At 70.2% G+C, this 25,162-nt stretch carries 16 protein-coding genes and 3 pseudogenes; 8 read left to right on the top strand and 11 right to left on the bottom strand.

Features of this window, described 5'->3' with window-relative positions; all coding sequences use genetic code 11:
- Window positions 1–244 precede the first annotated feature (244 nt).
- The gene (locus ACIGJO_RS32115; RefSeq protein ID WP_399964255.1) at window positions 245–973 is read left to right on the top strand and encodes an SDR family oxidoreductase; all 729 of its coding nucleotides are present in this window, start codon (window positions 245–247) and stop codon (window positions 971–973) included.
- Between the two features lie 572 nt (window positions 974–1,545).
- Here ACIGJO_RS32115 and ACIGJO_RS32110 read toward each other — a convergent pair.
- A complete protein-coding gene (locus tag ACIGJO_RS32110; protein WP_399964253.1) occupies window positions 1,546–2,670 on the bottom strand; it encodes an FAD-dependent oxidoreductase in 1,125 nt (374 codons plus the stop codon).
- Window positions 2,671–2,723: 53 nt separating this feature from the next.
- Here ACIGJO_RS32110 and ACIGJO_RS32105 point away from each other — a divergent pair, with 53 nt between their 5' ends.
- Window positions 2,724–3,416, top strand: coding sequence for a TetR/AcrR family transcriptional regulator (locus ACIGJO_RS32105; protein WP_399964250.1), 693 nt, complete (start codon window positions 2,724–2,726; stop codon window positions 3,414–3,416).
- A 234-nt stretch (window positions 3,417–3,650) separates the two neighbouring features.
- On the opposite strand, the gene ACIGJO_RS32100 is transcribed toward ACIGJO_RS32105, so the two are convergent.
- From ACIGJO_RS32100 to ACIGJO_RS32090, 3 genes are all read right to left on the bottom strand, one after another.
- Window positions 3,651–4,514, bottom strand: a complete 864-nt coding sequence (locus ACIGJO_RS32100; RefSeq protein ID WP_399964248.1) for a DUF3592 domain-containing protein — start codon at window positions 4,512–4,514, stop codon at window positions 3,651–3,653.
- A 23-nt stretch (window positions 4,515–4,537) separates the two neighbouring features.
- The gene (locus tag ACIGJO_RS32095) at window positions 4,538–5,617 is read right to left on the bottom strand and encodes a hypothetical protein (RefSeq protein WP_399964246.1); all 1,080 of its coding nucleotides are present in this window, start codon (window positions 5,615–5,617) and stop codon (window positions 4,538–4,540) included.
- A 600-nt stretch (window positions 5,618–6,217) separates the two neighbouring features.
- Entirely contained in the window at window positions 6,218–7,171 is a 954-nt protein-coding gene (locus tag ACIGJO_RS32090) for a phosphotransferase family protein (RefSeq protein WP_399964244.1), read from the bottom strand.
- A gap of 1,395 nt (window positions 7,172–8,566) precedes the next feature.
- Here ACIGJO_RS32090 and ACIGJO_RS32085 point away from each other — a divergent pair.
- The 3 genes and pseudogenes from ACIGJO_RS32085 to ACIGJO_RS32075 all read left to right on the top strand — a co-directional run.
- On the top strand, window positions 8,567–9,628 hold the full coding sequence (locus ACIGJO_RS32085; RefSeq protein ID WP_399964242.1) for an ATP-binding protein: 1,062 nt from the start codon (window positions 8,567–8,569) through the stop codon (window positions 9,626–9,628).
- Window positions 9,625–11,427 (top strand): hypothetical protein, encoded by a 1,803-nt coding sequence (locus ACIGJO_RS32080; RefSeq protein WP_399964240.1) that lies wholly within the window; start codon window positions 9,625–9,627, stop codon window positions 11,425–11,427. The genes ACIGJO_RS32085 and ACIGJO_RS32080 overlap by 4 nt, the downstream gene beginning before the upstream one ends.
- A gap of 332 nt (window positions 11,428–11,759) precedes the next feature.
- Window positions 11,760–11,948: pseudogene (locus tag ACIGJO_RS32075) on the top strand (IS5/IS1182 family transposase); the annotation flags it as partial.
- 62 nt (window positions 11,949–12,010) lie between these two features.
- On the opposite strand, the gene ACIGJO_RS32070 reads toward ACIGJO_RS32075, so the two are convergent.
- Window positions 12,011–12,934, bottom strand: a complete 924-nt coding sequence (locus ACIGJO_RS32070; RefSeq protein ID WP_399964316.1) for a GNAT family N-acetyltransferase — start codon at window positions 12,932–12,934, stop codon at window positions 12,011–12,013.
- A gap of 340 nt (window positions 12,935–13,274) precedes the next feature.
- Between ACIGJO_RS32070 and ACIGJO_RS32065 the strand changes: the two genes are divergently transcribed.
- Complete coding sequence (locus ACIGJO_RS32065) at window positions 13,275–13,574, top strand: hypothetical protein (RefSeq protein WP_399964238.1); 300 nt, start codon at window positions 13,275–13,277, stop codon at window positions 13,572–13,574.
- Window positions 13,575–14,947: 1,373 nt separating this feature from the next.
- A complete protein-coding gene (locus tag ACIGJO_RS32060) occupies window positions 14,948–16,987 on the top strand; it encodes a collagenase (RefSeq protein ID WP_399964236.1) in 2,040 nt (679 codons plus the stop codon).
- Window positions 16,988–17,488: 501 nt separating this feature from the next.
- On the opposite strand, the gene ACIGJO_RS32055 is transcribed toward ACIGJO_RS32060, so the two are convergent.
- The 3 genes and pseudogenes from ACIGJO_RS32055 to ACIGJO_RS32045 form a co-directional block, all read right to left on the bottom strand.
- Entirely contained in the window at window positions 17,489–17,608 is a 120-nt protein-coding gene (locus ACIGJO_RS32055; protein WP_399964234.1) for a DUF6185 family protein, read from the bottom strand.
- 22 nt (window positions 17,609–17,630) lie between these two features.
- Window positions 17,631–19,331 (bottom strand): annotated as a pseudogene (locus tag ACIGJO_RS32050) (DUF6185 family protein); the annotation flags it as partial.
- Between the two features lie 393 nt (window positions 19,332–19,724).
- Window positions 19,725–21,029: a cation:proton antiporter gene (locus tag ACIGJO_RS32045; protein WP_399964232.1), complete on the bottom strand. Its 1,305-nt coding sequence runs from the start codon at window positions 21,027–21,029 to the stop codon at window positions 19,725–19,727.
- A gap of 207 nt (window positions 21,030–21,236) precedes the next feature.
- On the opposite strand from ACIGJO_RS32045, the gene ACIGJO_RS32040 reads away from it, so the two are divergent.
- The gene (locus tag ACIGJO_RS32040) at window positions 21,237–21,902 is read left to right on the top strand and encodes an NUDIX hydrolase (protein WP_399964230.1); all 666 of its coding nucleotides are present in this window, start codon (window positions 21,237–21,239) and stop codon (window positions 21,900–21,902) included.
- 115 nt (window positions 21,903–22,017) lie between these two features.
- Here the strand turns inward: ACIGJO_RS32040 and ACIGJO_RS32035 are convergent.
- The 3 genes and pseudogenes from ACIGJO_RS32035 to ACIGJO_RS32025 all read right to left on the bottom strand — a co-directional run bounded on the left by ACIGJO_RS32035 (window position 22,018) and on the right by ACIGJO_RS32025 (window position 25,017).
- Window positions 22,018–22,769, bottom strand: a pseudogene (locus ACIGJO_RS32035) (SDR family oxidoreductase).
- 12 nt (window positions 22,770–22,781) lie between these two features.
- Entirely contained in the window at window positions 22,782–23,987 is a 1,206-nt protein-coding gene (locus tag ACIGJO_RS32030) for an acyl-CoA dehydrogenase family protein (RefSeq protein ID WP_399964228.1), read from the bottom strand.
- Window positions 23,988–24,060: 73 nt separating this feature from the next.
- On the bottom strand, window positions 24,061–25,017 hold the full coding sequence (locus ACIGJO_RS32025; RefSeq protein ID WP_399964226.1) for a 2-hydroxyacid dehydrogenase: 957 nt from the start codon (window positions 25,015–25,017) through the stop codon (window positions 24,061–24,063).
- Between the last annotated feature and the right edge of the window lie 145 nt (window positions 25,018–25,162).

The following is a 25,162-nucleotide window of genomic DNA, read 5'->3' as shown; positions in this document are numbered from 1 at the left end:
CGTTCGGTGTTCCGCGCCGACACCATGATTTCGGTGCATCTGCTCAGGGCTGTCACTGTTGTGCCGGTACGCGGGCCACCTGCCAGGCATCCTGCCTGGCAGGGCCCTCACTGACCGTTGGGGCCGGGGGAGGGGCGCCGTCCAGTGGCAGATGGCATCGGCCGGGGACCGGGCACCGCCTGCGCGGCCGACGTCAGTTGCCGCACCACGCGCAACAACCGATTCATGAACCAGGAGCGACAGCATGAGATTCGACAACCACCGCGTCGTCATCACGTCCGCCGGCCGCGACTTCGGGCGAACCCTGGCGATCCGGCTCGCCGACCTCGGGGCCGAGGTCTTCCTCTCCGCTCGCAGTCTCGATGCCGCCGAACGTGTCCGCGACGAGATTCGCGATCGTGGCCATCAGCACGTGCATGCCTTCACCTGTGACCTGACGGACCCCGCCTCCATCCGCGACTTCGCCTCCTCCGTCGCACGACGCACAGACCGGGTCGACGTGCTCATCAACAACGGTTCCCGCTACCTCGAAGGGCCGGACCTGCTGTCCGCGACAGACACTGATGTCGTCGACACCATCGCCTCCGGTGCCACCGGCACGGTCCTGGCCGTGAAGAACTTCCTCCCCCTCCTGCTCAACTCGGACAGACCCGATGTCGTGACGATGGTCTCCGCATGCGCAGCACAGGGCCACCACCGGTCGGACGCCCACGACGCCTTCTATGCGGCCAAGAGCGCCCAGGCAGGGTTCACCGAGATCCTTTCCAAGCGCCTGCGCCCCCGAGGAGTCCGGGTGATATCGCTCTACCCGCCCGACTTCGACAACGCCGACCCGCTCACGGAGGAGTGGGAAACCGCCCCTCGCGAGTCCACGGACGGCCTTACCGCGCATTCGCTCGTGGAGTGCGTCCTCTTCGCGGTCGCCCAGCCCCGGGACTGCTTCATCAAGGCCTTCCACTTCGAACAGGTCTGAACGATGCCTCCCACCTCCGTACGGACGCTGATGCCCAATCAGGAGACGTACCACGGCGCCGAACTGCGGGCGGTCAGGCAGTTCGGCGTAGGCGACTTCACCATGGAACCGCCCCGGCGGAGCACAGGCCGTCCTCCTGACCGGGTTCGAGATCCTTGCGCTGCCCCGTATTGCCGCTCCGTACGAGGAGACCACCCGGCCGCGCAGACCTCAGCCCGCCGCCCCCATGCCACCCGCCGCCCGCCTCACGGCCGTTTCCCGGCAGTCGGACCATCGGTTCCTGCGGTTGAGGCATGGGGGAGGGTTCACTGTGTGGGGAAGAGCTCGGTGAGCAGGCCGCGGATACGGGTTGCAGCAGGCTGCGGAGACGGGTTCCATCGCGTCGCGGATGGCGCCCACGAGGAGGATCGGACCGGATCTCGGCGGTAGCGGGCTGAGCACTGCGTTCCGGTGCAGGCGTCCGTGCGTTCGCCCAACGGTGCTTTGCCGCGCGGACCGCGGTTCGGCGTCGCCATACCGTCCCGTGAGGCCGTGACGCCGCGGCGAGGTGCTGGTGCTCTCGTGTTCGGCGGTCAAGATGGCTGGACTTCGTCGAAGAGGGCGAGTGCTTCGGCGGGGTCCGGGCTCACGAGGCGTTCCAGACCGGCCATCGTGATCTTCGCCCACCTGCCGGCCCGTGCCCACATCTGTTCCTCGAAGGCGCGGACGGCCTCGTCCAGATCTCCGGGGCCGGGAGCGGCGGCGATGGATTCGGCGAGTTCGGCGCCTTCCAGCATCGCGAGGTTCGCGCCCGCTCCCAGTGGGGGCATCAGGTGGGCGGCGTCGCCCAGCAGCGTCACCCCGGGGACGTGGGCCCAGGTGTGGGACGCGGGCAGGACGTGGAGAGGGCGGTGGGCGAAAGCGGTGCCGTGGCGGAGCAGATCGAGGACGGGGGCGGCCCAGCCGTCGAACAGAGCCAGCAGGCTTGATCGCGCGGCCTCGACATCGGCCTGGTCCAGGTTCGTTCGCCAGTCCAGCGGCGCGCGGAACTGGGCGTACACCTTGACGTGCCCGCCGCTGTTGCGCTGCGCGACCAGCGCTCGGTTCACGCCGTACACGGCCACGGATCCGTCGCCGATCAGCCGGGCGAGGCCGGGGTGGCGGGTGTCGACATCGTCGAGGGAGGTCTCGACCAAGGTGACGCCGGTGTAGTGCGGCGTCACCGACGAGACAGCCGGGCGGATCCGGGACCGGGCGCCGTCCGCGCCGACCACGAGGTCGAACGTCTCCTGTCGCCCGTCCGCGAAGTGGACCAGTACGCCGTCCCGGGTCCCCGGCACCACCCGCGTCACGCCCCGGCCCCACTGGACGTCGAGAGGGCCGAGCACCAGGTCGCGGAGTTGCCCGCGGTCGATCTCGGGATTGGCCCGGTCATCCGGACGGGGGCGCCAGTCACGCAGGACGGTCCCGTCCGTGTCCAGGATGCGCATGGCCTGCCCCTCGGGACGGGACAGTGCCCGGAACTCGTCCAGCAGCCCCGCCTTGTCCAGCGCGAGCTGGCCCAGCCCTTCGTGCAGGTCCAGCGTGCCGCCCGGGGGGCGGGCGTCTGGGGCGGGATCGCGTTCCAGGACGGTGACAGGGTAGCCATGGCGGTGCAGGACACGGGCGAAGATGAGGCCGGCGGGGCCGCTGCCGACCACGGCGATACGGTGTTGCATGTCGATACACTGTATTTCCCTACTGCACTGCATCGCAACAGAACGGTGTGACCATGACTGTGTGGGACCGGCCGGAGCCGCCGACTCGCCCCGTGCCGCTCGACAGGGAGCGGATCGTCGCCGCCGCCATCGTGCTGGCCGACGAAGGCGGGCTGGATGCCGTGTCGTTGCGCAAGGTCGCCGCCCGGCTGAACGCCGGCCCGATGCGGCTGTACGGATACATCTCCACCAAACAGGAGCTGTTCGACCTCATGGTGGACGAGGTCCAGGCCGAGATTCTCCCCGAGGAACGGCCCGATGACTGGCGGGAGGCGCTGTGCACCCTCGCCCACCGCACCAGGCAGGCCGCTCTCCGTCACGAATGGCTGGCCGACCTGCTCGGCGGCCGCCCGGCCCTGGGCCCGAACGGCCTCGCCGTGACCGAGGCCGCGCTGGCCACCCTCTACGGCCTCGCCGACATCGATACCGTCATGCGGGCCGTGGAGACGGTCAGCGCCTACTTCACCGGCGCGATCAGGCGTGAGATCGCGAGCCTGCGGGCCGAGCGCGCCACGGGCCTGTCCAAGCTCGACCGGCAGCGCGCCTCCGGCCCGCATGTGACGAGGATGCTGGCCACGGGCCGCTTCCCGGCGCTGGCCAAGGCCGTGTACGACGGCACGGACGTGGACGCCGAGGCATCCTTCGCGACCGGTCTGGACTGGGTGCTCGACGCCGTGGCCGCCAAACTGCCCCGGCCGCCGGTGTGACACTCAGCCCTTGCCGCGTGCGAGCGAAGCCGGGGTCGGTGTCCACGGGAGCGGGCCAGCAGCGGACAGGTCACGGACCTGTCCAGGGCGAACTGCTCGAACACCCTCCGGTTAACCCGCACATGCACGTTCTTGTAGTCGAACGTCAGCGGTTTCATGCCCATGCCCATGAAGAGAGATGGCGACTCATCTGGCCGGCGCCCTCTTGGGCCTCGGCAGCGCCCATCCCGGTCCTCAGAGGAACACCACTCCCGCCGCGGCCGTCGCCGCGAGCACGACGATCACCAGAACGTTGAATGTCACCTCCTGTTGTTCCGAGCGGCGCTTGGCCGCTCGGTCCAGCGTGAATTCGGCCGGGTCGGCGGGAGAGTAGTAGACCGCGACGTCACGGCCGTACGCGCCTGCGGGGTCTGCCAGATGCGACGTGCAGTGGGCCGTGACAGCCGTACCCTCGCGGGTGGTGAACGACACCACCGGGGTGATGGTGGTCCGGGTGTGGCCGTCGTCCTGGTCGACGCTCACGTCCTTCAGGACCGCGACGACCCGTCCCTCCGCGGTGTCCATCGCGGCCAGCCTGCCGAGGCGATCTTTTGTGGCGCGTATCGTCCCGGGCAGGCCAACGGCGGCGAAGACCGCCCACGGACCGCCGAAGCCGATCAGCGCCCACGGCCACCCCCGGTCGACCGCGGCGAGGGCCACCAGCCCGGCGTAGACCAGGAAGAGCGCGAAGCTTGGCCAGCCCAGCCCACGACTGGGCTCCTCGGGGACGTTGGAGAACCGGTAGGCGTGCGGTCTGCCCCTGAGGTGGCTGACCCCGATCTCCCGGCCCTCCCACGCCGCAGTGATCATCTCGCCGCGCTCACCGTCGTTCGTCACGGTGACCTCCTGCCCGGAGGCCGGGTCGCGGTAGGAGACGACCACCGATATCCCGCCCGCGCGGGAGCCGCCGTGCCGGGGCTCCCGCACCCGCTCGATCCGCCCCGTGAGCCGGAGCGTCCGCTGCGCCTTGGTCACCCCGGCCAGCGACATGCCGTACCCGCCCAGCGCCGCCACACCCCACACCGCACACCACAGCACCAGAAACTCGTCCCACCCCATGCGCCCTCCTCCATCCGATCCGGTCAACTGCCCATGCGCCGAAGCGCTTTGCCCTGCCCGTCCGCCTCCAGGATTCCCGTGCCCCCGTCGCCGGTGACCACGACCCTGAGTGTGAGAGAGCCGGTGACGGCGTCGGCGGTCAGCTGCCAGCTCCGCGGGGAGTCGATGCCGAGGGTGCTCCTTGCCTCATCGACCAGGCCGGGAATGCGATCGTAGGGCAGGGAGCGCGGGTCGAACCCGGCGCTCTTCACACCGGCGGGGGAGAAGACGACCGTCAGCAGGCGGTCCTGCACGACGACGGTGATTGCGCGGCGCTCGTCCGCGCTCCGCGTCAACGACTCGACGGCCTTGCGGAGTTCGCCCTCGTCGAGCATCGACCGGCCCGGCCCGACGGTGACCGTGCCGGTCGCCGACGTCACGGTGGTCGTGGACGACGAGGAGGAGACGGACGGCCTTCGGGGAGTGCCGCTCCCGTCAGGGCCGAACAGGTCGGCGCGGAACAGCAGGAGCACGGCGCCCACGCCGAGCAGCAGGCCGAGGAGCGTGAGGAGACCGCCGGCACAGCCCGCCGGGGATTCACTCTTCATGGCCGGACCGGGCACCGAATCCACCTGGGCCCCGGCAGCCCGCTCCTCCCACGCCGGGGTCGGCCGTTTCACGATCCGCGTCTTCCACGGCCGGTCCGGTGGATACTCGACCACCACGACCCCGCGCGGCCGGTAGTCGGTCAATTCGACGAGGTTGATGTCCTGCCGGATCTCGACGCGGTACGCGGGCGAGTCGTCCGGCGCCACGGTCAGTTCGAACCGCACCGGTACGTCGCTGCCCTCACCTCCGACCGCCTCCAGGCTCTCGATCACCGCGAGCGCCGTGCGCGGAACGACGGCCGCCTCGCGGGCGCGGCTCGGCAGCGTGGCGAGGAGGAAGACCAGACCGTAGACAGCGGGCAGGACCAGCCCCATGACGATCAGCGGCGTCTTCCCGACGACGCACCCGCCGATGAAAGCGGTCAGCGACGCGCCGATCACCCCGCCCGTCAGGAATCCCAAGGCGAGGACGGCGGGTGTGGCATGCGTGGGCGGCGAGCCCGCGGCGATCGTCATGTGGCCGATTGTGCACGCCTTGGCCTCCGGCCGACAGACCCGGGCATGCGCGTGCAGGCGAGACCAACGATAAAGGCGCCGTGGTGCCGCTGTACTGCCGGTTCACCTCCGTGTGGTGCGGTGACGCAGCACGCGACGGCGGCCTTGGGCCGCTCGCGGGGTTCTCCACGACGTCTTCGACCGTGACGCCCGGCTCAAGGACATCACCGCGGCCCTCGCCACTCACTTCGGCAGCACGCTGCGGGCGCGCGCCCCGATCACCGACGCCACGACGGCCGCCGACCGCATCAACCGGACCCACGTCAAGGACCCCCTCGGCGCACTCACCGAGAAGTGGCGATGACGGCGGCCGCACCGGCAACGAGAAATGGAGGCCCCATGGTTGCTGCCTCAGGCGGCCGGCTGCTGAGGGCGAATGTCTTCTCCGGTGCGTCGTTCGGCCCGTCGATGTCTGCATCGCAGGGCGCAGCCCCTCTCCCATCGCCTGCCAAGGCGGGGGACCGGCCCTTGCGAGTCCGGCATGAAATCCCAGGGCCTGCTCGAATCCCCACCGGGTCGAGCGGTGACCGATGAGGCGGGGCCGCGCCGGACCGCGTTGGCTCAGCCCAGCGCGTCCATCAGCGCGGTGACATAGGCATCCAGCCGCTCCTCCACGGCTCGCGTCGTCAGCTCTGCCCTCCCCGCCTCCCGCCATGGCCGCGCCACCTGCCGCACTTCTTCTGAGCACGCCAGTCCATCCCGAACCTGCCAGTACAGGCGCTCACTCGCCGCCGTGGCCAGCACCCCGCCGGCCTCCTCGTACGCCTCGGCGAACCGCAGACCCCATGCCGGGCCGTGCAGCAGTGCGAGATTGGTGGAGCAGTGCGCGACATCGAGATCCGCCGGGCCCCAGGATGCCGCCGCCCAGTCGACCACGCCGGTGATCCGGGCACCCGCTGACCTCGCGGGCGGCACGTCGAACAGTACGTTGCCGGGCTGGAAGTCCCGGTGCAGGAAACGCCCTTCATAGGGCGGCGCGGGCCGTCGGATCACGTCGATCGCCGAGGCCCATACCGCCGCGTCGGCGCCCTTCGGAACCACGACGGTGTCGGCGGTCGTCAACGCCACATATTCCCGGAGCCGCTCGGCGGGTCGCAGCGCGTGGATCGCCACGAGTTGACGGGCCAGCAGGGATACGCGTGTCTTCAGGCCCTCATCATCGAGGACCGTCCGGCCCGTCAGATGTGTCATGAGGAGCGACGGATACTCGCAATGCGCGGCGGTCGGATCAACCGCGACCAGTCCAGGAGCCGACACGTCGGTCCCCGCCAGCAGGGTCAGGGCGCCGGACTCCCTGTTCAGCCAGTCCTCGGCGTGCTCCACGTCGACGAAGGTCCGCAGCACCAGGTCACGGGTGCCTCCGTCCGGCGTGCCGATGGTCAGCCTCCGCATTTCGGCAGTGAAGCCGCCGTGCAACACCTCGGTTCTGACGATCCGTTCGCCGGCCATCAGGTGCCGGCTCACCCAAACCAGGGTCAACGGTCGGACGGCTGCGGCCTCATTGTGGTTGGTCACTGTGCCACCTCATCATCCGGACATGGGGACGGGCGACAGTTAATCGGAGGCGAAGGCTGTGCTGCTCAGTCAGAAACTCCACCGGAACAAGACGCGCCCTGTTGGCGCGTGCAGCGTGTGCGTGCCGATGGTGGAGCAGCGCGACAGCGTGTTTGCCGAGCCGTGAGGGCTGACTCCGGTCAGCCTCAACCCGTGCTGCCTCCGGATCCTGGCTTGCTCACCGGCTCCTACCGCTGCGCTGACCGCTGGTCCCGTGTTGGGTCCTTGGCGAAGTCGCTGGGGGTGGTGGACGTCCTTGACGTACGTTCATGGCGGTGGTGTCGCTGGTACCGAGGACCCGCATGAGGCGGACGAGGTCGGCGGCGTCGTGAGCTTCGCCCGGTCCACCGACCGTGGGAGTCCATGGATGGCCTTTGAGCTGCGGCGATGCGTAGCCTGCATGTTCGTGACGGAGGCTCACGAGAGGTCCGGAAGCCCGCCCCTCGGGACAGGACAGTTCGGATGGGCGGGCCCCGCATTGATCGATGTGGCCTCGCTCTGGGAGGATGCCGCCCATGACGAACCAGCGAAAGGCCTATGGCGCGTAGACGGCCGGGCCAAGTGCGCGCCAAGCTGTCGCGCAGGCTCCTCCCGGAGCATCGCAGAAAGACCGTTTCCGGGGTCTCGGCGCGCACACAGAGCGAGATTGCCACGTTCGAGGATTCACATCTGTGGCCAGGGGCCATGGCCGATGCGATGGCGCGGTGGGCCGGCACCGTTCACGGGCCGGCCCGTGGGCTTACAGAGCCACAGTTCCGTGGCTGCGGAGTTGTGGCGTGCTGTCCCTCCGACACTCATCCACGAGAGATGCTGGATCAAGCTCTGTGCGCGCTGTCGGCGGGCGCGTCGCGGGAACTCCTGCGACGGGTGCATCCGCTTGACGAGCTCTACTGTTCCCGCACGATCGTGGACTCCTACGGCGACCCGTCTCAGCCATGGTGGTTGCGGAGATGCTGAACCTTGGACAGAGAGATGCCTCGTCAGCGCCCCGCCGTCCGGCCGGAGTCCGGATTCCGCCTGCGGTGCGGCACTCGGCAGCACCCCTGCGAACGCTGTGACGCAGCACTGTGCGTGGGGTGCGATCAGTGGCGTGAAGGAGTCTGCGGTGATCCTGGTCGCACGTACTGCCCACAACGGCGCGAGCGGCCGGCCCTGAGCGTTCCCCGTAAATGATCTACGACGTTTTCGCTGACTTTACTTGCACCTTCAAGCTGGTTCCCCCCCCACGTCAGTTGTTGCCGACGGAGCTGCTCAGCGAGTCGGCACATCGCCAGAGCGGGGCAAATCCAGGTGCGACTTCCAACACCAGCCCCATACACTCGGCGAACAGGACATGCCCCCGGAGGAGCCCACCGCTTGCAGGCCGCAGTGACCGTCACCCCCGCCCAGATCCCGGAACTTCTCCTGGGCCTCGCCACTGTCCGCCCGGTATTCCTCTGGGGCGCCCCCGGCATCGGGAAGTCCTCACTGGTGAGGAAGTTCGCCGACTCCCTGGGCCTGGAGTGCGTAAGCCTGCTGGGCACTCAGCTCGCCCCCGAAGACCTGATGGGCGTGCCACAGATCCGCGACGGCCGCTCCGTGTTCTGCCCGCCGGAGGCAATCGCCCGCGACGAGCCGTACTGCCTCTTCCTGGACGAGCTGAACGCCGCGACCCCGGATGTGCAGAAGGCGTTCTACTCGCTCATCCTCGACCGCCGGATCGGTAACTACGAACTCCCGGCGGGCTCGATCGTGATCGGCGCAGGCAACCGCGCCACCGACAACGCCCTGGCACGCCCCATAGCCTCCGCACTCGTCAACCGCCTCACCCACGTCCACCTGCGGGCCTCCGCCACCGACTGGCTGGTGTGGGCGGGCGAGAACGGCATCCACCCCTGGGTGGTGGACTACCTCGCCGACCGGCCCGACCACCTGTGGTCGCAGCCGCCCAAGACCGAGGAGCCGTTCTCCACGCCCCGCTCCTGGCACATGCTCTCCGACGCGCTGCACTCCTTCGGGACGGCGCTGGACGAGGAGACACTGAAGATCGTGGCCCACGGGACGCTGACCCCCGCCCATGCCGTCTCCTTCTGCGGGTACGCCAAGATCGTGCGACACACCTACGGCATCGAGGCGATCATCAAGGGAGACGCCTCCTGGCCCCGCCGCATCGAGGACCGCGACCTGCTCTACTACCTCGCCGAGGCGTTCCGGGGACGGCTCGTCAAGGAGCTCCCGGCCCGGCGCGAGCACGCCTCGGCCGCCGTGCGCGAGACCTCCTACCGCGCCAAGTCGCTGCTCGTCCAACTCGCCGAGATCTCCGTCGAGGTCGCCCAGACCGTCATCGCCGAGGACGCCGACGGCAACCCGGTGCTGCCCGCCTGGTTCCTGGTGGAGGCCGCCCGCGACATGCCGCGCCTGGTCGAGGCCCGGCGTTGAGCCGGTCCCGCAAGCAGGGCGCGGACCGCCCCGACCCGGCCGCCGAGGCCTTCGCCGCCGGCGCCGACCTGGTGCGCCGCAACCCCGCCCTCGCAGCCGTCGACGCCAACTTCGTCCGTACCAAGGGCAACGCCGACGCCCCTGGCCAAGGCCTCGTCCGGGCAGACTCCAACGGGCGGGTGCACGTCCACCCCGCCCGTCGAGCCGAACCCGGCGAGTGGGCCTGGGCGCTCGCCCATGCCCTCCTCCACCTCGGATTCGGCCACCTCCCCGCTGCCAAGGAGCCCCGCGAACAGCCCGACCGCTTCGACCTCGCTGCCCGCTGCACCGTCGTGAACCGCTTCCTCGCCACCTTCCCCATCGGCACTGCCCCCGACCACCTCCCTGAGAGCTACCCCGACGGCGACGAGGAGCAGCTCGCCGCCCGCTGGCGCAGGACCGGCGTCCCGGACGCCTACGAGCGGTGCGGCACCGCGGACGGCGAGCCCGACCAGCTGCTGGTCCAGTGGCCACGCTGGGACACCGCCCTGCCCGACCGGCAACTCGCCTTCGCATACGCCCTGACCCGTACGGTCTCCGCCGCGATGGACGTCGCGGGCGGCCGTCGCGACGCGCTCACCGGTGAGCGCGTCGCCCTGCGTCCCTGGGACCGCGCCCTCAACTGGTTCGTCTCGTCCTACCCGCTGCTCGGCGGGCTCGCGGCCGGGCTGACCGTCGTCGCCGACGCCGAACTCGCCCGCGTGCACGACATTTCCGTGGCCGCCGTGGATGCCGCCGTCGGCGAGATCTACATCAACCCGCTCAAGCGGTTCACGGACGAGGAGTGGCGGTTCATCCTCGCCCACGAGATGCTGCACGCCGCCTTGCGCCACGGCGGGCGCCGCGGCGCCCGCGACCACTACCTCTTCAACGTCGCCGCCGACTACGTCATCAACGGCTGGCTGGTTGAGATGAGCGTCGGAGCGATGCCCGAAGGACTGCTGTACGACGCCGAGTTGAAGGGTCTGTCGACCGAGGAGATCTACGACCGGATCGCCACCGGGCTGCGGCGTGGCCGGCGCCTTGCGACCCTGCGCGGCAAGGGCGCCGGCGACATCCTGGGCGAACCACTGCCCGGCCGGACCGCCGACCCCGTGGACCTCGATGAGTTCTACCGGCGCGCACTCGTCCAGGGCCACCAGCTGCACACCGACCGACAGCGCGGCCTGCTACCGGCCGGACTGGTGCAGGAGATCCGCGCACTTGCCCATCCGCCCGTCCCGTGGGATGCCCAACTGGCTCGCTGGTTCGACGAGTTCGTGCCCCGGCCCGAGCCGGTACGCAGCTACTCCCGGCCCGCCCGGCGCCAGGCCTCGACCCCCGACATCCCGCGCGCGGGCCGCTGCTTCCCGCCCGAGGAGGTCGCCCGCTGCACCTTCGGCGTCGTCATGGACACCTCGGGCTCGATGTCCGGCCCGCTGCTCGCCAAGGCACTGGGCGCGATCGCCTCCTACGCCGAGGCCCGCGATGTGCCGGCCGCCCGAGTGGTGTTCTGCGATGCCGCCGCCTATGACGCCGGGTACCTGGCGCCGACGGAGATCGCCGGGCGGGTACGGGTCAGGGGGCGCGGCGGCACGGTCCTGCAACCCGGCATCGACCTGCTCCAGCGGGCCGACGACTTCCCGCCGACGGCCCCCGTCCTGGTGATCACCGACGGCTGGTGCGACGTGCTGCGGGTCCGCCGCGAGCACGCCTACCTGATCCCGGAGGGGGCGGGGCTGCCGTTCACCCCGCGCGGACCGGTCTTCCGGGTGCGCTGAGCGGCAGGGACGCGTAGGGCAAGGCCTCCTCGAACTCGCGGTAGCTCCGCGGCGCCCACGGCAGGGCTGAGGACGTGACAGGCCAGGATGCGCCGCCCGGCCTCGACCTCAAGGAACACGCGGGCCGGGCGTCGTGCAGAGCCGCATACAGGGCGATCGTGGGGTGGAAGCCCGAGTGCTCTGCATGGCAGAGATCAACCGATCTCCCGTGGGCAGACCGGTCTCTCGGCAGCATCCGTCGCCGTCGCCGTCGCAGCGCCGGGGCGGGCCGGTCTCCTCGTCCAGCCGTGTCTTGAGGAACGTCACCAGGTGTCAGTCATGGGACATCCTCAAGGACCATCACAATTGTCGACGGCGGCTTTCCCGGCACCGGATTCCTCATGCCACACCGCCAATGCGGAGGCGAGGAACTGCCCGACTGGAAGCAGGCGCACAACAAGTCCCACATGCAGGTCCGCGCCCGCGTCGCCCGCGTCGTCCACGTCTTCGCCCGCATGAAGACCGGGATGATTCTGCTCGACCCCCCACCTCGGGAGAGCGGGCGAGTGGGCGGGACGACCTTGCGGGAGCCCCGCGCCCTCGGTCAGCTCCAGATCATGCAGATCCGGCGCGCGAAGTTGACGTATCCGGTGCGCTGGAAAGCGTTCACCATGGGGGTGTTGCCGAGATCCGTCGCTGCTCGGATGCGGGGGACATCCTGCGTGCTGAGGATCCGGGTGCCTTCGGCAAGGATCTCGTCGATGTAGCCGTTGCCCCGATGTTCGGGGAGTACGGCGAGGTAGCCGATGACGGCGTTGTAGTCGTTGCGTGCCGGGGTGACGAACCCCACCGGCTCACCGTCCGGCAGTGTCGCGATCCGCCACCAGTCCTGCGGGCTCCGGAAGTGCGCGAGCTCCTCCTCGTAGTGTGTGGCCGCCGCTTCGCGGGGGGACATCCGGGTCAGGTTGTCCCTGCTGTGGGCGTCCAGTGTTCCGTCCAGGACTCGAGTCATCAGGGCGAGGACTTCCTCGGCGTCGCGGACCGGCCGGAACGCCAGGCGCCCCCTCGGCTCGGGGAGCGTTATCCCGGGACGCCACTCCAGAAGCAGCCGTTCGACGAACTGACGGGCGCCGGTCCGTTCCAGGGCGATCATGCGGTCCTCGACGATGCGCCTGGTCACTTCGCCCTCGCGCCAAGCGGGTGGGACGGTTCGGTTGTACTCGGGTGGACGGGCGTCGGCCGGGACCACTGAGGCCGTGGCGGCACGCAGCAGCCGCACGCCGATGTCCACGCGATCGCGATCCGCGCTGCTGTCGTCGATGTCGAAGATGTCCAGAAGGAATGGTGTCTCGTCTCCGGCCCGACCCCACCATGCGGCTCTGGCCAGTGGGCGCCCGCCGCGCAGGGCGACCCACATCCATTCCGGACGGCGGCGGCCGGCGGCAAGGTCGTCCGCCAACTCCTCGTTGAGGATGTAAGGCAGTTGGGAGAAGAGGTCGAGTTCTTCGCGTCCGGTGATCGGACGCATGGTCAGGTCGTTCGTTTTCACGGTCGAGACACGCTCCGGTGAAGGCGCCCGTCCGCTCCGGGGTCAGATGTGGACCGTACCCCGGGAGGACACAAGCGCGGTGGTCGTGGGGATCATGGGCTTATCTCTCCTCTCGTTGTCGTGGGCCCGCCGCCCTCGTGGGTGCGGGTTCAGCGGCAACGTCTATCCAACCGCAGCCCTTGTCCGCAAACCCTTTTCGATCCCGCTGCTTCCGACCGTTCCGAACAGCGAGCCGGGGACCGTCTGCCGCAGGTTCCCATCACCCTGATTCGCGTTGAGGACAGGTGACTCACAGGGCTCGTCCCGGCACGACGGTCTCGTGAAATCGGACGGTTTTGTGAAGCCGGACGGTCTCGTGAAATCGGACGGTTTTGTGAAGCCGGACGGTTTTGTGAAGCTGAACGGTCTCGTGAAACCGGACCGTCTCGTGAAGCCGGTCGATCTCCTCGTGCTGGGCGGCGAGTCGGGCGGGGACCTGGCCTCGGAAGCCCGTGAGCTCGTCGAGCGGGTGTTCCGCTGCGGCCGGCAGTTCCCGGGGCCTGGCGTTCTCCGCCTTGAGCCACCGGATCCGGGCTTCGCGGGGGGTCGGGGATGTCGCTGTCCTGCTGCGGGGGCCTGAAGTCGTCGCTCGAACTCACCGCGGAGGTGAGCGTAGGCGGTAGGTGCCGCAGAAGGCGGTGCGACGCTCGCCGCGCTTGTCGGCATCGCCAAGGCCAGTGCCAGCGAGCACGCCACGACACTGCGCAACGCGGGCCTGATCAACACCCACCGGGACCGCCGGACGACTGCCCACGTCGCCACCCCCACGGGCATCGCGGTGCTCAACGCACCCGCCGGACACCCTTGAGAAGGTGTCTCTCAGATCCGCCCAGGAGATTCGTCATCCGGTATCTGGCGCCCGGGGAGTCGGTTCCTGAACAGACGTTCACTGTGTTCATCGCCGAGGACGCCAACGAGGACGCCCGAAGCTTCGAGCCGCGGTGCGTGTTCAAGGAGCCGGGGGAGCGGGAGTTTGCTCTTGAGCTGGACGGCCAACGCGTCACGTCGGAGAGGACGGCATTGACCATGGCGGTCTTGAAGAGGCAGTCCTACTGCCAGGTCGGCTCGTCCTCCAGTTCCGGAGCGATTCCGTGGATGGGTGGCAACTGCCGTCCAGGAGCACCACTTTGGGGATCGCCCCAGGCAAAGACATCGATGAGCTCCGGACGGGCCTGAAGAAGGTACGCACGTACGGGAACTCCCCGAAGGCGGCTATGAAGGTCCCTGTCATGAGCCTCACGTGACCTGAGGCGCGCCGTAGGGCCGGGGCTGCCGACTGTGTGCAGTCCGTTCCTCACAGCGGTCTCTTCGGGGATACGGCGGCGGCCGCGGTGGTCTCCGCAGGCCCGGGGCGAACGCCAGGTGTCGTCGAAGACATCTGAGTCCGCACTTCCCGGCAGTGCGGACGCGCACGAAGGTGCGGTCGACGCGCAGGGATTGGCATTCGATTCCGGACCCGGGGCGCCGTGGGTGCCGGGACGGGTGCTGCCGTATGTGTCGGCCGGCCGGACGACCGTCCGGCGGGCCGGGCCGCAGTGCACCTCACGGGCCGGCTTGCCGGGGCCGCCGCCGCGCTGCCCGGCCCCGGGTGCCGTCCTGGTGGCCCGCAGCGAGTTCACCGTCAACTTCCGGCCCCTGGCTCCGCTTCGCCGGCCGCGGCCCGGGGCTGAGACGGTGTGTGGCCGTGGGCGGGGCCAAGGACTCGGGCTGCTGCGATGGGCGGGATGCCTCGCGCGAACGCTCCGCCCATCGCGCGAACGCTCCGCAGGTGAGGGCGGGTCCACGGTGGCCCGACGCGGTAGAGCCGGCCCTGGAGGGAATCTCTTGGTGAATTCCCGGTGCACGGACCTTCCCTGTGCAGTGTGGCATGTGAAATTGTACATTGCACAGCGGCCGTGTTCATGCCAAGGTCTGGCATGGGCATGCCGATCCCCCCACTATGGGAGAGCGAACATGCGAATATCTCTAGCGCGCCGTGAGGCGCGCCGGACGCACCGACGCACAGCCCCCCTGGCAGCCCTGGCCCTGACCCTGAGTCTCGGCTGCGGGCTCCTCGCCGCACCGGGCCTCGCGACTGCGGCTCCGTCCTTCTCCGGTCCGGCGGGTGCCCCCACGGCCGCCGGAACGTCCCTCAGCCTCCTCGGCGCCGACCCGGACGGCCCTCGGGCTCAGGTGGACGCGGTTCCGTCGGCGGAGCACTCGGGCCGCCGCGCCCGTACCACTTCCGACCGTCCGCCGCTCAGCGCCGACCAGTCGGTGCAGCGCACCGACTACGACCAGCCGTGGGCGGAGAAGACCGCACATCCGCGCCCCTCGTTGCACGGGCTGAAGAGCGGGCAGAAGAGCGGAGCCCGCGCGGCGGACTGCCGGATCACGGACTTCACCCAGAACACGGGTGACGCGCTGGTGCAGAAGATCAAGGAGTCCGCCACCGGCTGCGTCAATACGCTGTTCACCCTCACCGGTGGTGACGCGCGCGGAGCCTTCCGCGAGGAGCAGATGACCAGCGTTGCGCAGGCGCTCCGGGCCGGCTCGGCCGACTACCCCGGCGACAGCTCCACCGGGATGCCTCAGCTGGTGCTGTTCCTGCGCGCCGGCTACTTCGTGCAGTGGTACCACCCGGACGACGTGGGCCCGTACGGCAGCACGCTGAAGTCCGCGATCCAAGGCGGCCTCGACGCCTTCTTCGCCGCCCCGCATTCGAATGACGTCACCGACGCCAACGGCGAGACGCTCTCCGAGGCGGTGATCCTGGTCGACAGCGCCCAGGAGAACGCCCGTTACCTGTCCATCGTCAAGCGGCTGCTGACCGACTACGACGCGAGCTACGACGGCTCCTACTGGATGGTCAACGCGGTCAACAGCGTCTTCACGGTGCTCTTCCGCGGCCACCAGGTGCCGGAGTTCGTCACCGCCGTGGAGCAGGACCCGAGCGTGCTGGACACCGTCACCACGTTCGCCAAGGACCACATCGACACGCTCGGCGGCGACAACTGGTTCCTCGTCTACAACGCCGGACGCGAACTGGGCCGCTTCCTCCAGCACGACAGTCTGCGCGACAAGGCCGGCCCGCTGGCCAAGGACCTGCTCGCCAAGTCGCAGATCACCGGCCCCACCGCGCCGCTGTGGGTGGGCGTCGCCGAGATGACCGATGCCTACGACAAGGAGCGGTGTGAGGAGTACGGCACCTGCAACCTCAAGGAACGGCTGACCGAGGCGGCGCTGCCCGTGCGGCACGACTGCGGAGGCGGTATCACCATCAAGGCCCAGGAGATCACCACGGACCAGCTGGCCGAGGCCTGCCGCAGCATGAGCGAACAGAACGCCTTCTTCCACACCGTGGCGCGGGACAGTGGTCCCGTGAAGGACGACAACAACGAGACCATCGAGGTCACCGCTTTCGACTCCAGCAACGACTACCGGACCTACGCCGGGATCATCTACGGCATCGACACCAACAACGGCGGCATGTACCTGGAGGGTGACCCTTCGGCGGAGGGTAACCAGCCGCGCTTCATCGCCTACGAGGCGGATTGGCAGAAGCCCGAATTCGCCATCTGGAACCTCAACCACGAGTACACCCACTACCTCGACGGCCGGTACAACATGTACGGCGACTTCGAGGACGGCATGACCACCCCGACCGTCTGGTGGGTCGAGGGCTTCGCCGAGTACGTCTCCTACTCCTACCTCCACGAGACCTACGAAGCGGCGATCACCGAGGCCGGGAAGCACACCTACCGGCTGAGCACGCTGTTCGACACCACCTATGCCAACAGCAACCAGGACCGGACCTATCGCTGGGGCTACCTGGCCGTCCGTTTCATGGTCGAGCGGCACCCGCGCGAGGTGGACACCCTGCTCCGCTACTACCGCAGCGGTGACTGGCCGGGCGGGCGTGACCTCCTGGCCCGGTCCATCGGCGGTGCCTACGACGCCGAGTTCGACCAGTGGCTGACCGAGTGCGCGGCGGGAGCCTGCAAGGTCTCCTGATCCGCCGGCCCGGCCGGGGCAGCCCGGTCGGGCCCGCTCCGCCGCCCCCGTCCCGGGGGCGGCGGAGCGCCGTCGTGACCGCCCCTTGAGGGGGACTGACCCCTGGCCGACCGCTCGGGGGAAGTCCGGGCCGCCCGCTGGAGACAGCGTTCGCCCGCCGCGTCCCGCGAAGCGCCCAGTCGCAGGTGTGCGGCAGCTCCAGCGGATCGCCGCTACGGCCTCGCGCAGGTGTACTCCCGCGCCAACGATTCCGGTCCCACGGCTCCGGGGCGGAGTCGACCGACGTGGAACAGCTCGGCATCGAGCCGAACTGTTCCAAGTGCTGCGGGGCACCCGCCCAGATAGGCAAGGCCGGCCGATGCCGAGGGGGCAGGCTGCTGCGGCCGAAAGCACCGCGCACGGCCGAGCGGCTGGTCGAAGGACGAAACACCGCGCTGGACGAGCAGCCGGCTGTGGCGCCGCGGATCGCTTTGACGAAGCGCCGCCCTGACGAAGCGCCGCCTAAGCCTTCGGCTCTGGGAGCTGAGGGGCGGCGTCGGGTTCGGCGAGGAACTGCCAGATGCTGATCATCGCGACGATCTGGGCGATCAGATAGGCGAACTGCATGGAGTAGTAACGCATTTGGTAGAAGCGTGACCACGACGGCGAAGAAGGTGAGAAACAGGAGCTGGCCGGCCGGTTCTTCGAGCGGGGACGCGGCGCTGACCGAGCGCCACGCGCGCAGCACCGCGAGCACGGCGATCCCTGTCAGTAGCCACGCATACCATGAGAGCCAGTCCTGGGACTGGGCCACTGAGGACAGGGCCTCCCACACGAAGTCGTTCCCGTGGTCGAGGCCGTAGTGGGGGATGGTGCGGTCGCTGAGCCAGGAGGCCCGCTGCCAGGCACGTTCCTCGGTGAGGGCGAAAAAGGCCGCTACGAGGACCGTCCAGGCGAGCACTGCGGGACCCACGAGGCGGAGTCTGAGGACCCGGTCGGTTCCCGGTGGGCGGCGGCTCTTGGGCAGCAGTCCACCGTCCGTGGCCAGGTGCCAGGCCGCTGCGACGAACGCGAGCGAGGACAGAGCGAAGAGGCAAGCGGAAGCGGTGGCCTCGGTCGCCAGCGCGACCCCGGACGCCTTGCCGAGCGCCTCGCGGTGCAGGTCGAACGTGCGCGGCAGTGCCGCCACCAGCAGCGGCACAGCCAGGACAGCGACCGCCGCCCAGATGCTACGGGGCGGCCGGGCCACGAACAGCAGCACGGCGACGATCGCGAGGGCGAAGCCGTGGTCGCGGAGGACCAGCTCGTCCTGCCAGACCACGCTGCCCCGCAGCTCCCCGTACCGCTGGAGCACCGCGCGGCCGTCCGTCAGCAGCGTCAGAAGTGTGAACACCGCGGCCCATTGGGCCAGGTTCCGCAGCGTACGGTCCTGCCGGCCCGTGGGCAGGGCGGACCGTCTGCGGTAGAGGACCACCCCGAAGAGGAGGAGGACACTGGTCACGAGGCCGACGACCACCGAACCGGAACGGTCCAGCAGCACGGCGGCCGATCGATTGCCCTGGGCGGCCCAGGAACGCTGTCACGAGGGCTTGATCCGGACGGTCACGGCGGGAACAGGGTCGGTTGTGGGCGTCTTCTCGCCGACGGTGTTCGGGTCGGCGGGGCGTCGTTCGCCTCCCGGCTTCTCCTTCCCGGGCTTCTTGTCGGGCGCGGCCGGGTGCCATATCAATGCTGTGGTGCCCTCGCCCCCGTCGGGCCGCGGGGTCGCGGTCTCCGCGCCGGGCTCGCCGGGGTCCACCTTGATCTCGCTCCAACGGGCGCCGGTGAGCGCTCGCGGTGGGAGGAGCCTGATCGTCCACCGGTCCTTGCCCGCCCTCACACGCCAGACGCCCGTGTCGACGGACCAGCCGTACACGTTGACCCAGGCATGCGTCCGGTCGGTGACCGTCACCCCGCCGTCCTTCTCGGACGTCACCACAGGCGGTCCGTCGCGCCACTCGGACCAGCGCCGCTGCTGTCCGACGTGAGTACGGGTGAGGCAGGCCATCGCCCGGATGTACGCGGGGCTGTTCTCGCTCAGCAACAGGTCCCGGGCCAAGGGCCAGTCCCTGCGCACCTCGACGCGCAGTTCGGTCCGCACCTTGGTGTAGGTGCGGTTTCCGTGCTCCAGCAGCACCCAGGTGCTCACTCGTGCCGTGGCCAGTTCTGAGGACCGGCACTCGTCCGCCGGGGCGGCGGAGGAGGTATCCGCCGCAGCGGGGAGCGCGGCCGTGAGCAGCAGAGCGAGAAGGAGGCACAGGGCAGCGGGGACCCGCAGCGTCGTCCACGCACCCGAGGCTTCCCGCCCGCCCGACACGGTCCGCATGACACCGACACGACTCAACAGACCTGCCCCCCGACCGGAATCCGCGAGGACCATGATGACGCATGGGCCCGCGAATTGGCTCGGTGCGGCAGCCGCCGTCCGGGAGACCGGACCGAGGGCAGGGGGCAGAGGAACCGGCCGCGCCGGAACCAGGCGTGCTCAGCGGCCGAGCCACCGTCCCCATGTTCCCCGAAGGCGCCCTTGACCGCGGCCCGTTCTTCACACCGCTCTCGCCCACCACCCGTCTAACCGGCCACGCGGCCGGGCCACTCCGCCGCACCACCGGACATCACCGCCCACACCCATGACGTCCCTACCCGGCCCCGCGCCACGGCTACACCAATCCGGAACGCGGACGCATCCCCGCCGACATCGTCGGCGCGTGGTTCAGCCTCAGTAAGCGGTGTCCGGGCCGCCCCGTGGCGTGGCGGCAACCTCGGCGGGAAGAACCGCGTGCTCTTTGAGTCCGGGACGGCTCGCGAGTGCTCTGGTGTACCAGGCGCCGTAGCGGCCGCCCAGCAGCGGAGCGGTGGCTCCGTGCAGACAGATACTCAAGGCGACCGTCGTGGCCACCGCGCCACCCAGGACCAGGGTGCCGGGCAGGTGCTCTTCGACGGCCAGCAGGCCGAACACGACAGACGCCAGTCCGCGCGGTCCGAACCAGCCGATGTAGGCGACAGTGGCCGGGCGCAGCCCCGTTCCGACCAGGGCCACGGCGACGGGGAGCATCCTGATCACGGTCAGGCTGAGTACGGCGTAGAGCAGCATCCGCCAGGTCAGGTGCTCCAGCACCGGACCCAGAACGGCCGCGCCGAAGGCCAGGAAGCTCAGTGAGGCGAGCAGCAGGCCGAGATGTTCCGTGAAGGCGGTCGCACTGCCGGCCGCGTCCGCGCCGCTCACGGGGGCAGTGGACCTTCGAAGGACGTTTCCGAAGGCCAGTCCGGCGACCCAGACCGCGATGAATCCGCTGCCCTCGGCCTCGACGGCCAGTGGATAGGCGATGGCCGGTACGGCCAGCGACGCCAGTTGACGCCATCCGTGAGCGGTCCATCCGCGTGCGGCGGACCACCGCAGGAGCCGGGCGGTGGCCCAGCCCACGGCCGTACCGATCGCCGAGCTCAGCAGGAGGGCGCGCAGGAACGTCTCCCCAACACCTTGATCGCCGTGGCCGCTCCCGGCCGCCGCCAGCGCCAGTACGAAGAACGGCAGCGCCAATCCGTCGTTCAGACCCGACTCGACGTCCAGGCCGTGGCGCACCAGTGTGGGCACCCTGCGGTCCGACACCGCCTGCTGGCCGAGCGCAGCGTCGGTGGGCCCCAGAATGACCGCGACCAGAGCCAGTTCCCACATCCCAAGACCGGGCAGCAGCGGCCATGCCACCAGCCATCCCAACGCCATCGTCAACGGCAGCCCCACAGCCAGGAGCCGCAATGGCAGAAACCGCTCCCGGCGCAGCTCCCGCCTCCGGATCGCCGCCGCATCGGCGAACAGCACCACCGCCAGCGCGCTCTCCAACAGAGCCCGGACCGGTTCCAGCCCCCCATCCTGTTCGACGAGTCCCAGCCCGACAGGACCGATGGCCAGTCCCGCGGCCGCGAACACCAACGGTCCGGACACCACCGTGGTCGACAGCCGGTGTGACAGGACCGCGTACAGGGCGACCGCCACACCCGCTACCACCACTGCCCACGGGTTCACGGACTACCTCCTGACGTGCCTGTGACGATCAAGCAGATGACGGGTACAGCCACGGATCAAGGCCTTATGGACGCAGCGGCATCGAACGAGCATGAATCAGCCGCAGCCGCAGCCGCAGCCGCAGCCGCAGCCTCATCCTCCGCCGACGGAGTCGAGTCGTGCCAAGGACCTGCGCGAGTCGGGGGAAAGCTCGTCCAGAAGGACGCGTTGTTCCTCACCCCGGCCGTTGACATGATCGACAGAGGCGTTCGGCACTGGCAGGCTGGTGCGATGCGGATACCCGGACAAGCGGCCAGAGTCGCGGTCCTGGACCCGGAGGGGGCGGTCTTCATGCTCCGGTATGACAACGAGGAAGCCGGCGTCCACTGGGCGATGCCCGGCGGCGGGCTGGATCCGGGCGAGTCACCGCTGCGGGCGGCCGAGCGCGAGTTGCGCGAGGAGACCGGATGGACCGGCCTTGAGGTCGACGGCACCGTGCTGTGCTTGTGGGAACACGACTTCACCAGGGCAGGGGTGCCGGTTCGCCAGCACGAGCACATCTTCCTCGCGTACGGCCCGCGCCGAGATCCGGTCGGCGACCTCGCAGCTTCGCATGCCGCGGACGGAATCCTCGGCTGGCGCTGGTGGTCGCCCGATGATCTGTCCGGTGACGACGAGCCGCTGTGGCCGCCGCAACTGCCCGAACTGCTCGCCGGCGTATGGAAAGACGGTGCCCGGCGTCGCCCATCGACCTTGGGTACGTCCGCAACGGGACCCCCGGCGGGAGTCGGCTGGAAGGCGCGTCGCAGGACGTCTGACCCTCTGCCGGCCTCGGCGACGTATGTCCCCGGTCACCGGCGCGCCCGGCATGCTGCCACGTGGCGGCGACAGTGATGCCGGAGGTGCGGGCAGGAAGACAGCGAGCCCCCGGGGCGTGCCGAGTGCCAGGTCGCACCCTCCGTGAGCCGCCACTCCGTAGCGCCGCCGGACCGGGTGCGCCCGCGGCGGCTCAGCGCATGTGGGTGCCGCCGTTGATGTCGAGGGTGGCGCCGGTGACGTATCCGCCTTCCTCACTCACCAGGTAGGCCACGAGGGCGGCCACCTCGGACGGCCTGCCCATGCGGCCCACGGGGATGTTCCGCGCCGCCCCGGACACTGCCGGCCCGCCGAGTTGCGCCACCGCGGGAGTGTGGACGGAAGCCGGAGCGACCGCGTTGACGGTCACGCCGTGTGTCGCCAGTTCCCGGGCGAACACCTTGGTCAGCACGAGGACTCCCGCCTTGGCGGCCGAGTAGTGGGGGCCGGCGAGCGTGCCGCCCTGCTGGCCCGCGAGCGAGGCGAGATTGACCACGCGGCCCCATCCGCGTGGCGCATCGCGGGCGCGCACAGCCGCGTCAGGATGAGGACGCTGCACAGATTGGTCGCCATCACCGCGTCCCACTCGTCCGGTTCGATGTCCCACACGGAGCCCGGGGCGGTGCGCGCGGCGTTGTTGACCAGGATGTCGGGTGCCTGCCAGGTGCCGGAGACCTCGCGCAGCGCGGCCCGGACCGCTGCCGCGTCGTCCACGTCCACCCGGAGCGGGAGTGCGGTGCCCGCGCCGTGGTCGAGCGTGCCGGACAGCGCGCTCACGGCGTCACCGTCGCGGTCCAGCAGGGCCACTCGGTGTCCCAGCTCGTGCAGCCGGACGGCGATCGCGGCGCCGATACCGCGTCCCGCGCCGGTGACCAGGGCCACCCGCGTGTTGTCGGCCGTCGTCATGGTCGGCTCCTCTCAGATGACCGGGCTCGGCGGCAGCGGGGCACCCAGGAGCGCGCGGCCGTAGATCTCCTTGGCGGTCTGGACGCTGAGGGCGGCGTGCCGGGAGGCCGTCTCGATGTCGCGCCAGGCCCGTTGCAGATCCGATCCGTCCGCGAAACTGCCCGCACCCGCCGTATCCAGCAGCAGGCTCACGGCGTCCCGGGCGCAGCGCATGGCGTGGGCGGCGTCCACGCGCAGCCGGGCGCGCTCGGCGAGCGCGGGACGGCGGCCCGCGCGTGCGTGCGTGTCCATCTCGTCGGCGGCGCGCCGCAGGTGCAGGCGTGCGGTGTCGATCAGCGTCGCGGCGTCGGCCACGTTGAGCTGATGGGAGGGGGACTCGGCGACCAGGCGGTGCAGGGGGGAGACCGCGCTCTTGCCCCGGGCCACGGCGCTCAGCACCTTCTCCAGTGCCGCCGCGGCGATCCCGACACCCGTCGCCACGAGGGGCAGGTTGATGGAGAGGTGAAAGGTGATCCGGGGTTCGTCGGGATGGCGTTGCCGGTAGGCACCGTTCGCCATGGCGGTGAGGGAAATCGTGCGGGAGTCCGGTACGTACACCTCGTCCGCGACGGCCGTGTCGCTGCCGGTGCCGCGCATGCCCGCCATGTGCCATACGTCGTCGACGGTCAGCGCGGAGGTGGGTAGCAGGGCCATCCCGCGCTCCGGCTCGCCCCCGGCACCGGTCCAGGTGAAGCCGAGCAGGGTCCAGGGTGCGTGGTGGATGCCTGACATCCAGGGCCAGCGGCCGCCCAGTGTCCAGCCCCCGTCCGAGCGCCGTGCCGTTCCGGACGGGTTGGCGGAGCCGCAGACGACGGCGTCCGGATCGTCCTGCCACAGGGCCGCGCGCTCGGGGTGGGGGAGCTGGGAGGCGAAGAGACCGCCGCCGTAGGCGATGCCCACGATCCAGGAGCCGGCGGCGCAGCCCCGTGCCAGTTCCTCGCACACGTCCACCGCCGTACGGATGTCAGCGCCCCGACCGCCGTACGCCTCGGGTGTGCCGAGCCGGAGCAGGCCGGCGCGGCGCAGGGCGGTCAGGGATGTTCCGGTGAGGCGGCGGCGCTCCTCGGTGAGGGGCGCCTCGTCGGCGAGGAGCGGGACCAGCGCGCGTGCCGCCGCGACCGGGGTGAGGCCGTCGTGGGCGTCGGGCTCGTGTGTGGTGGCGGGGGTTGCGGAACTCATGGTCATGGCTGCTCCCTCGGTTGTGCCGCTCCGCCGCGGGTTGGGCGGGGCGGCTGCTCGGTGTGATTCGGCGTCAGTAGGCGACGATGCCGTCCAGCTCCTCATCGGCGGCGAAACGATTCAGCTGCCGACGGACGAGTGCTTCGAGGCGTGGCCACATGGCGGAGGTGAACGCGCCGACGTGCGGGGTGATCAGGACGCCGGGCGTTTCCCGTAGTGGATGGCCGGCCGGCAGCGGCTCCGGGTCGGTCACATCGAGTGCGGCCCGCAGTTTCCCGGCGCGCACCCGCGCGAGCAGCGCCGCCGTGTCGACGACCGCTCCTCTGGCCACGTTCACCAGCAGCGCGCCGTCCCGCGCGCGGGCCAGCAGGTGCGTGTCGATCAAGTGGTGGGTCGCGGGGGTCAACGCGGTCGTCAGCACGATGATGTCCGCGCTCGTGATGAGCCGGGGCAGCAGGGCGGCGCGGTGCACGGGCCCGCGGGGGGAGTCCCGGTCGGTGCGCGCGACACGTGCGACCGCGCAGTCGAAGGGGGTGAGGAGGTCGTCCAGGGCGCTGCCGACCGCGCCGTACCCCACGATGAGCACCGACCGTCCGTACAGCGACGGGAACACCTCGGGCTGCCACGCCCCGAGGCCCGGGGCGCGGGTGAACTCCGGTATCCGGCGCAGCGACGCGAGGACGAGCGTCAGCGCCAACTCGGCCGTGCTGCGGGCGTGTACACCCCGGGCGTTGCACAGCGTGACGCGGCCCGGCAGCCGGCGAAGCCGCGCCCCCAGCCCGTCGGTCCCGGAGCTGAGGGCCTGGACGGCCCTGAGACGCGTCATCCGGCCCAGTGGTCTGCTGATGATGCCGATGTCCTGGACGAGGGGAGGTACGTAGAACTCCACGTCGGCCGGATCCGACGGGAACGGCGAACGCCCGTCCCAGTGGGCATAGCGCAGTCCGACGGGCAGGCCGGCGAGGCTGGTGAACTCGGCGGGGAGCCAGACCTGCCGCTGCCGGGAGTCCGGGGGCGTGTCGGGGAGCACTGTGGTCAGCCTTCCGTCGGGGGGTGCCGGTTCTTCTGCCGGTCAATCCGATAGGACCGGGCAGGGGCGCCCGGTGTGACAGGGCCTCACCAGTCAGGGGGCCGGCGCTCCGTGCGCGAAGATGCCCAGTTGACGAACCGCCCCG

The organism is Streptomyces sp. NPDC079020, from assembly GCF_044542225.1.
Taxonomy (GTDB): Bacteria; Actinomycetota; Actinomycetes; order Streptomycetales; family Streptomycetaceae; genus Streptomyces.
This window is presented reverse-complemented; position numbering and strand designations above follow the sequence as displayed.

Bases quoted from the DNA above. Each gene is read 5' to 3' on its own strand.
- ACIGJO_RS32030 (WP_399964228.1), bottom strand. From the start codon at position 23,987: ATGAGTTCCGCAACCCCCGCCACCACACACGAGCCCGACGCCCACGAC.
- ACIGJO_RS32095 (WP_399964246.1), bottom strand. From the start codon at position 5,617: ATGACGATCGCCGCGGGCTCGCCGCCCACGCATGCCACACCCGCCGTC.
- ACIGJO_RS32055 (WP_399964234.1), bottom strand. From the start codon at position 17,608: ATGCGTTACTACTCCATGCAGTTCGCCTATCTGATCGCCCAGATCGTC.
- ACIGJO_RS32110 (WP_399964253.1), bottom strand. From the start codon at position 2,670: ATGCAACACCGTATCGCCGTGGTCGGCAGCGGCCCCGCCGGCCTCATC.
- ACIGJO_RS32060 (WP_399964236.1), top strand. From the start codon at position 14,948: ATGCGAATATCTCTAGCGCGCCGTGAGGCGCGCCGGACGCACCGACGC.
- ACIGJO_RS32105 (WP_399964250.1), top strand. From the start codon at position 2,724: ATGACTGTGTGGGACCGGCCGGAGCCGCCGACTCGCCCCGTGCCGCTC.
- ACIGJO_RS32070 (WP_399964316.1), bottom strand. From the start codon at position 12,934: ATGCGTCCGATCACCGGACGCGAAGAACTCGACCTCTTCTCCCAACTG.
- ACIGJO_RS32100 (WP_399964248.1), bottom strand. From the start codon at position 4,514: ATGGGGTGGGACGAGTTTCTGGTGCTGTGGTGTGCGGTGTGGGGTGTG.
- ACIGJO_RS32115 (WP_399964255.1), top strand. From the start codon at position 245: ATGAGATTCGACAACCACCGCGTCGTCATCACGTCCGCCGGCCGCGAC.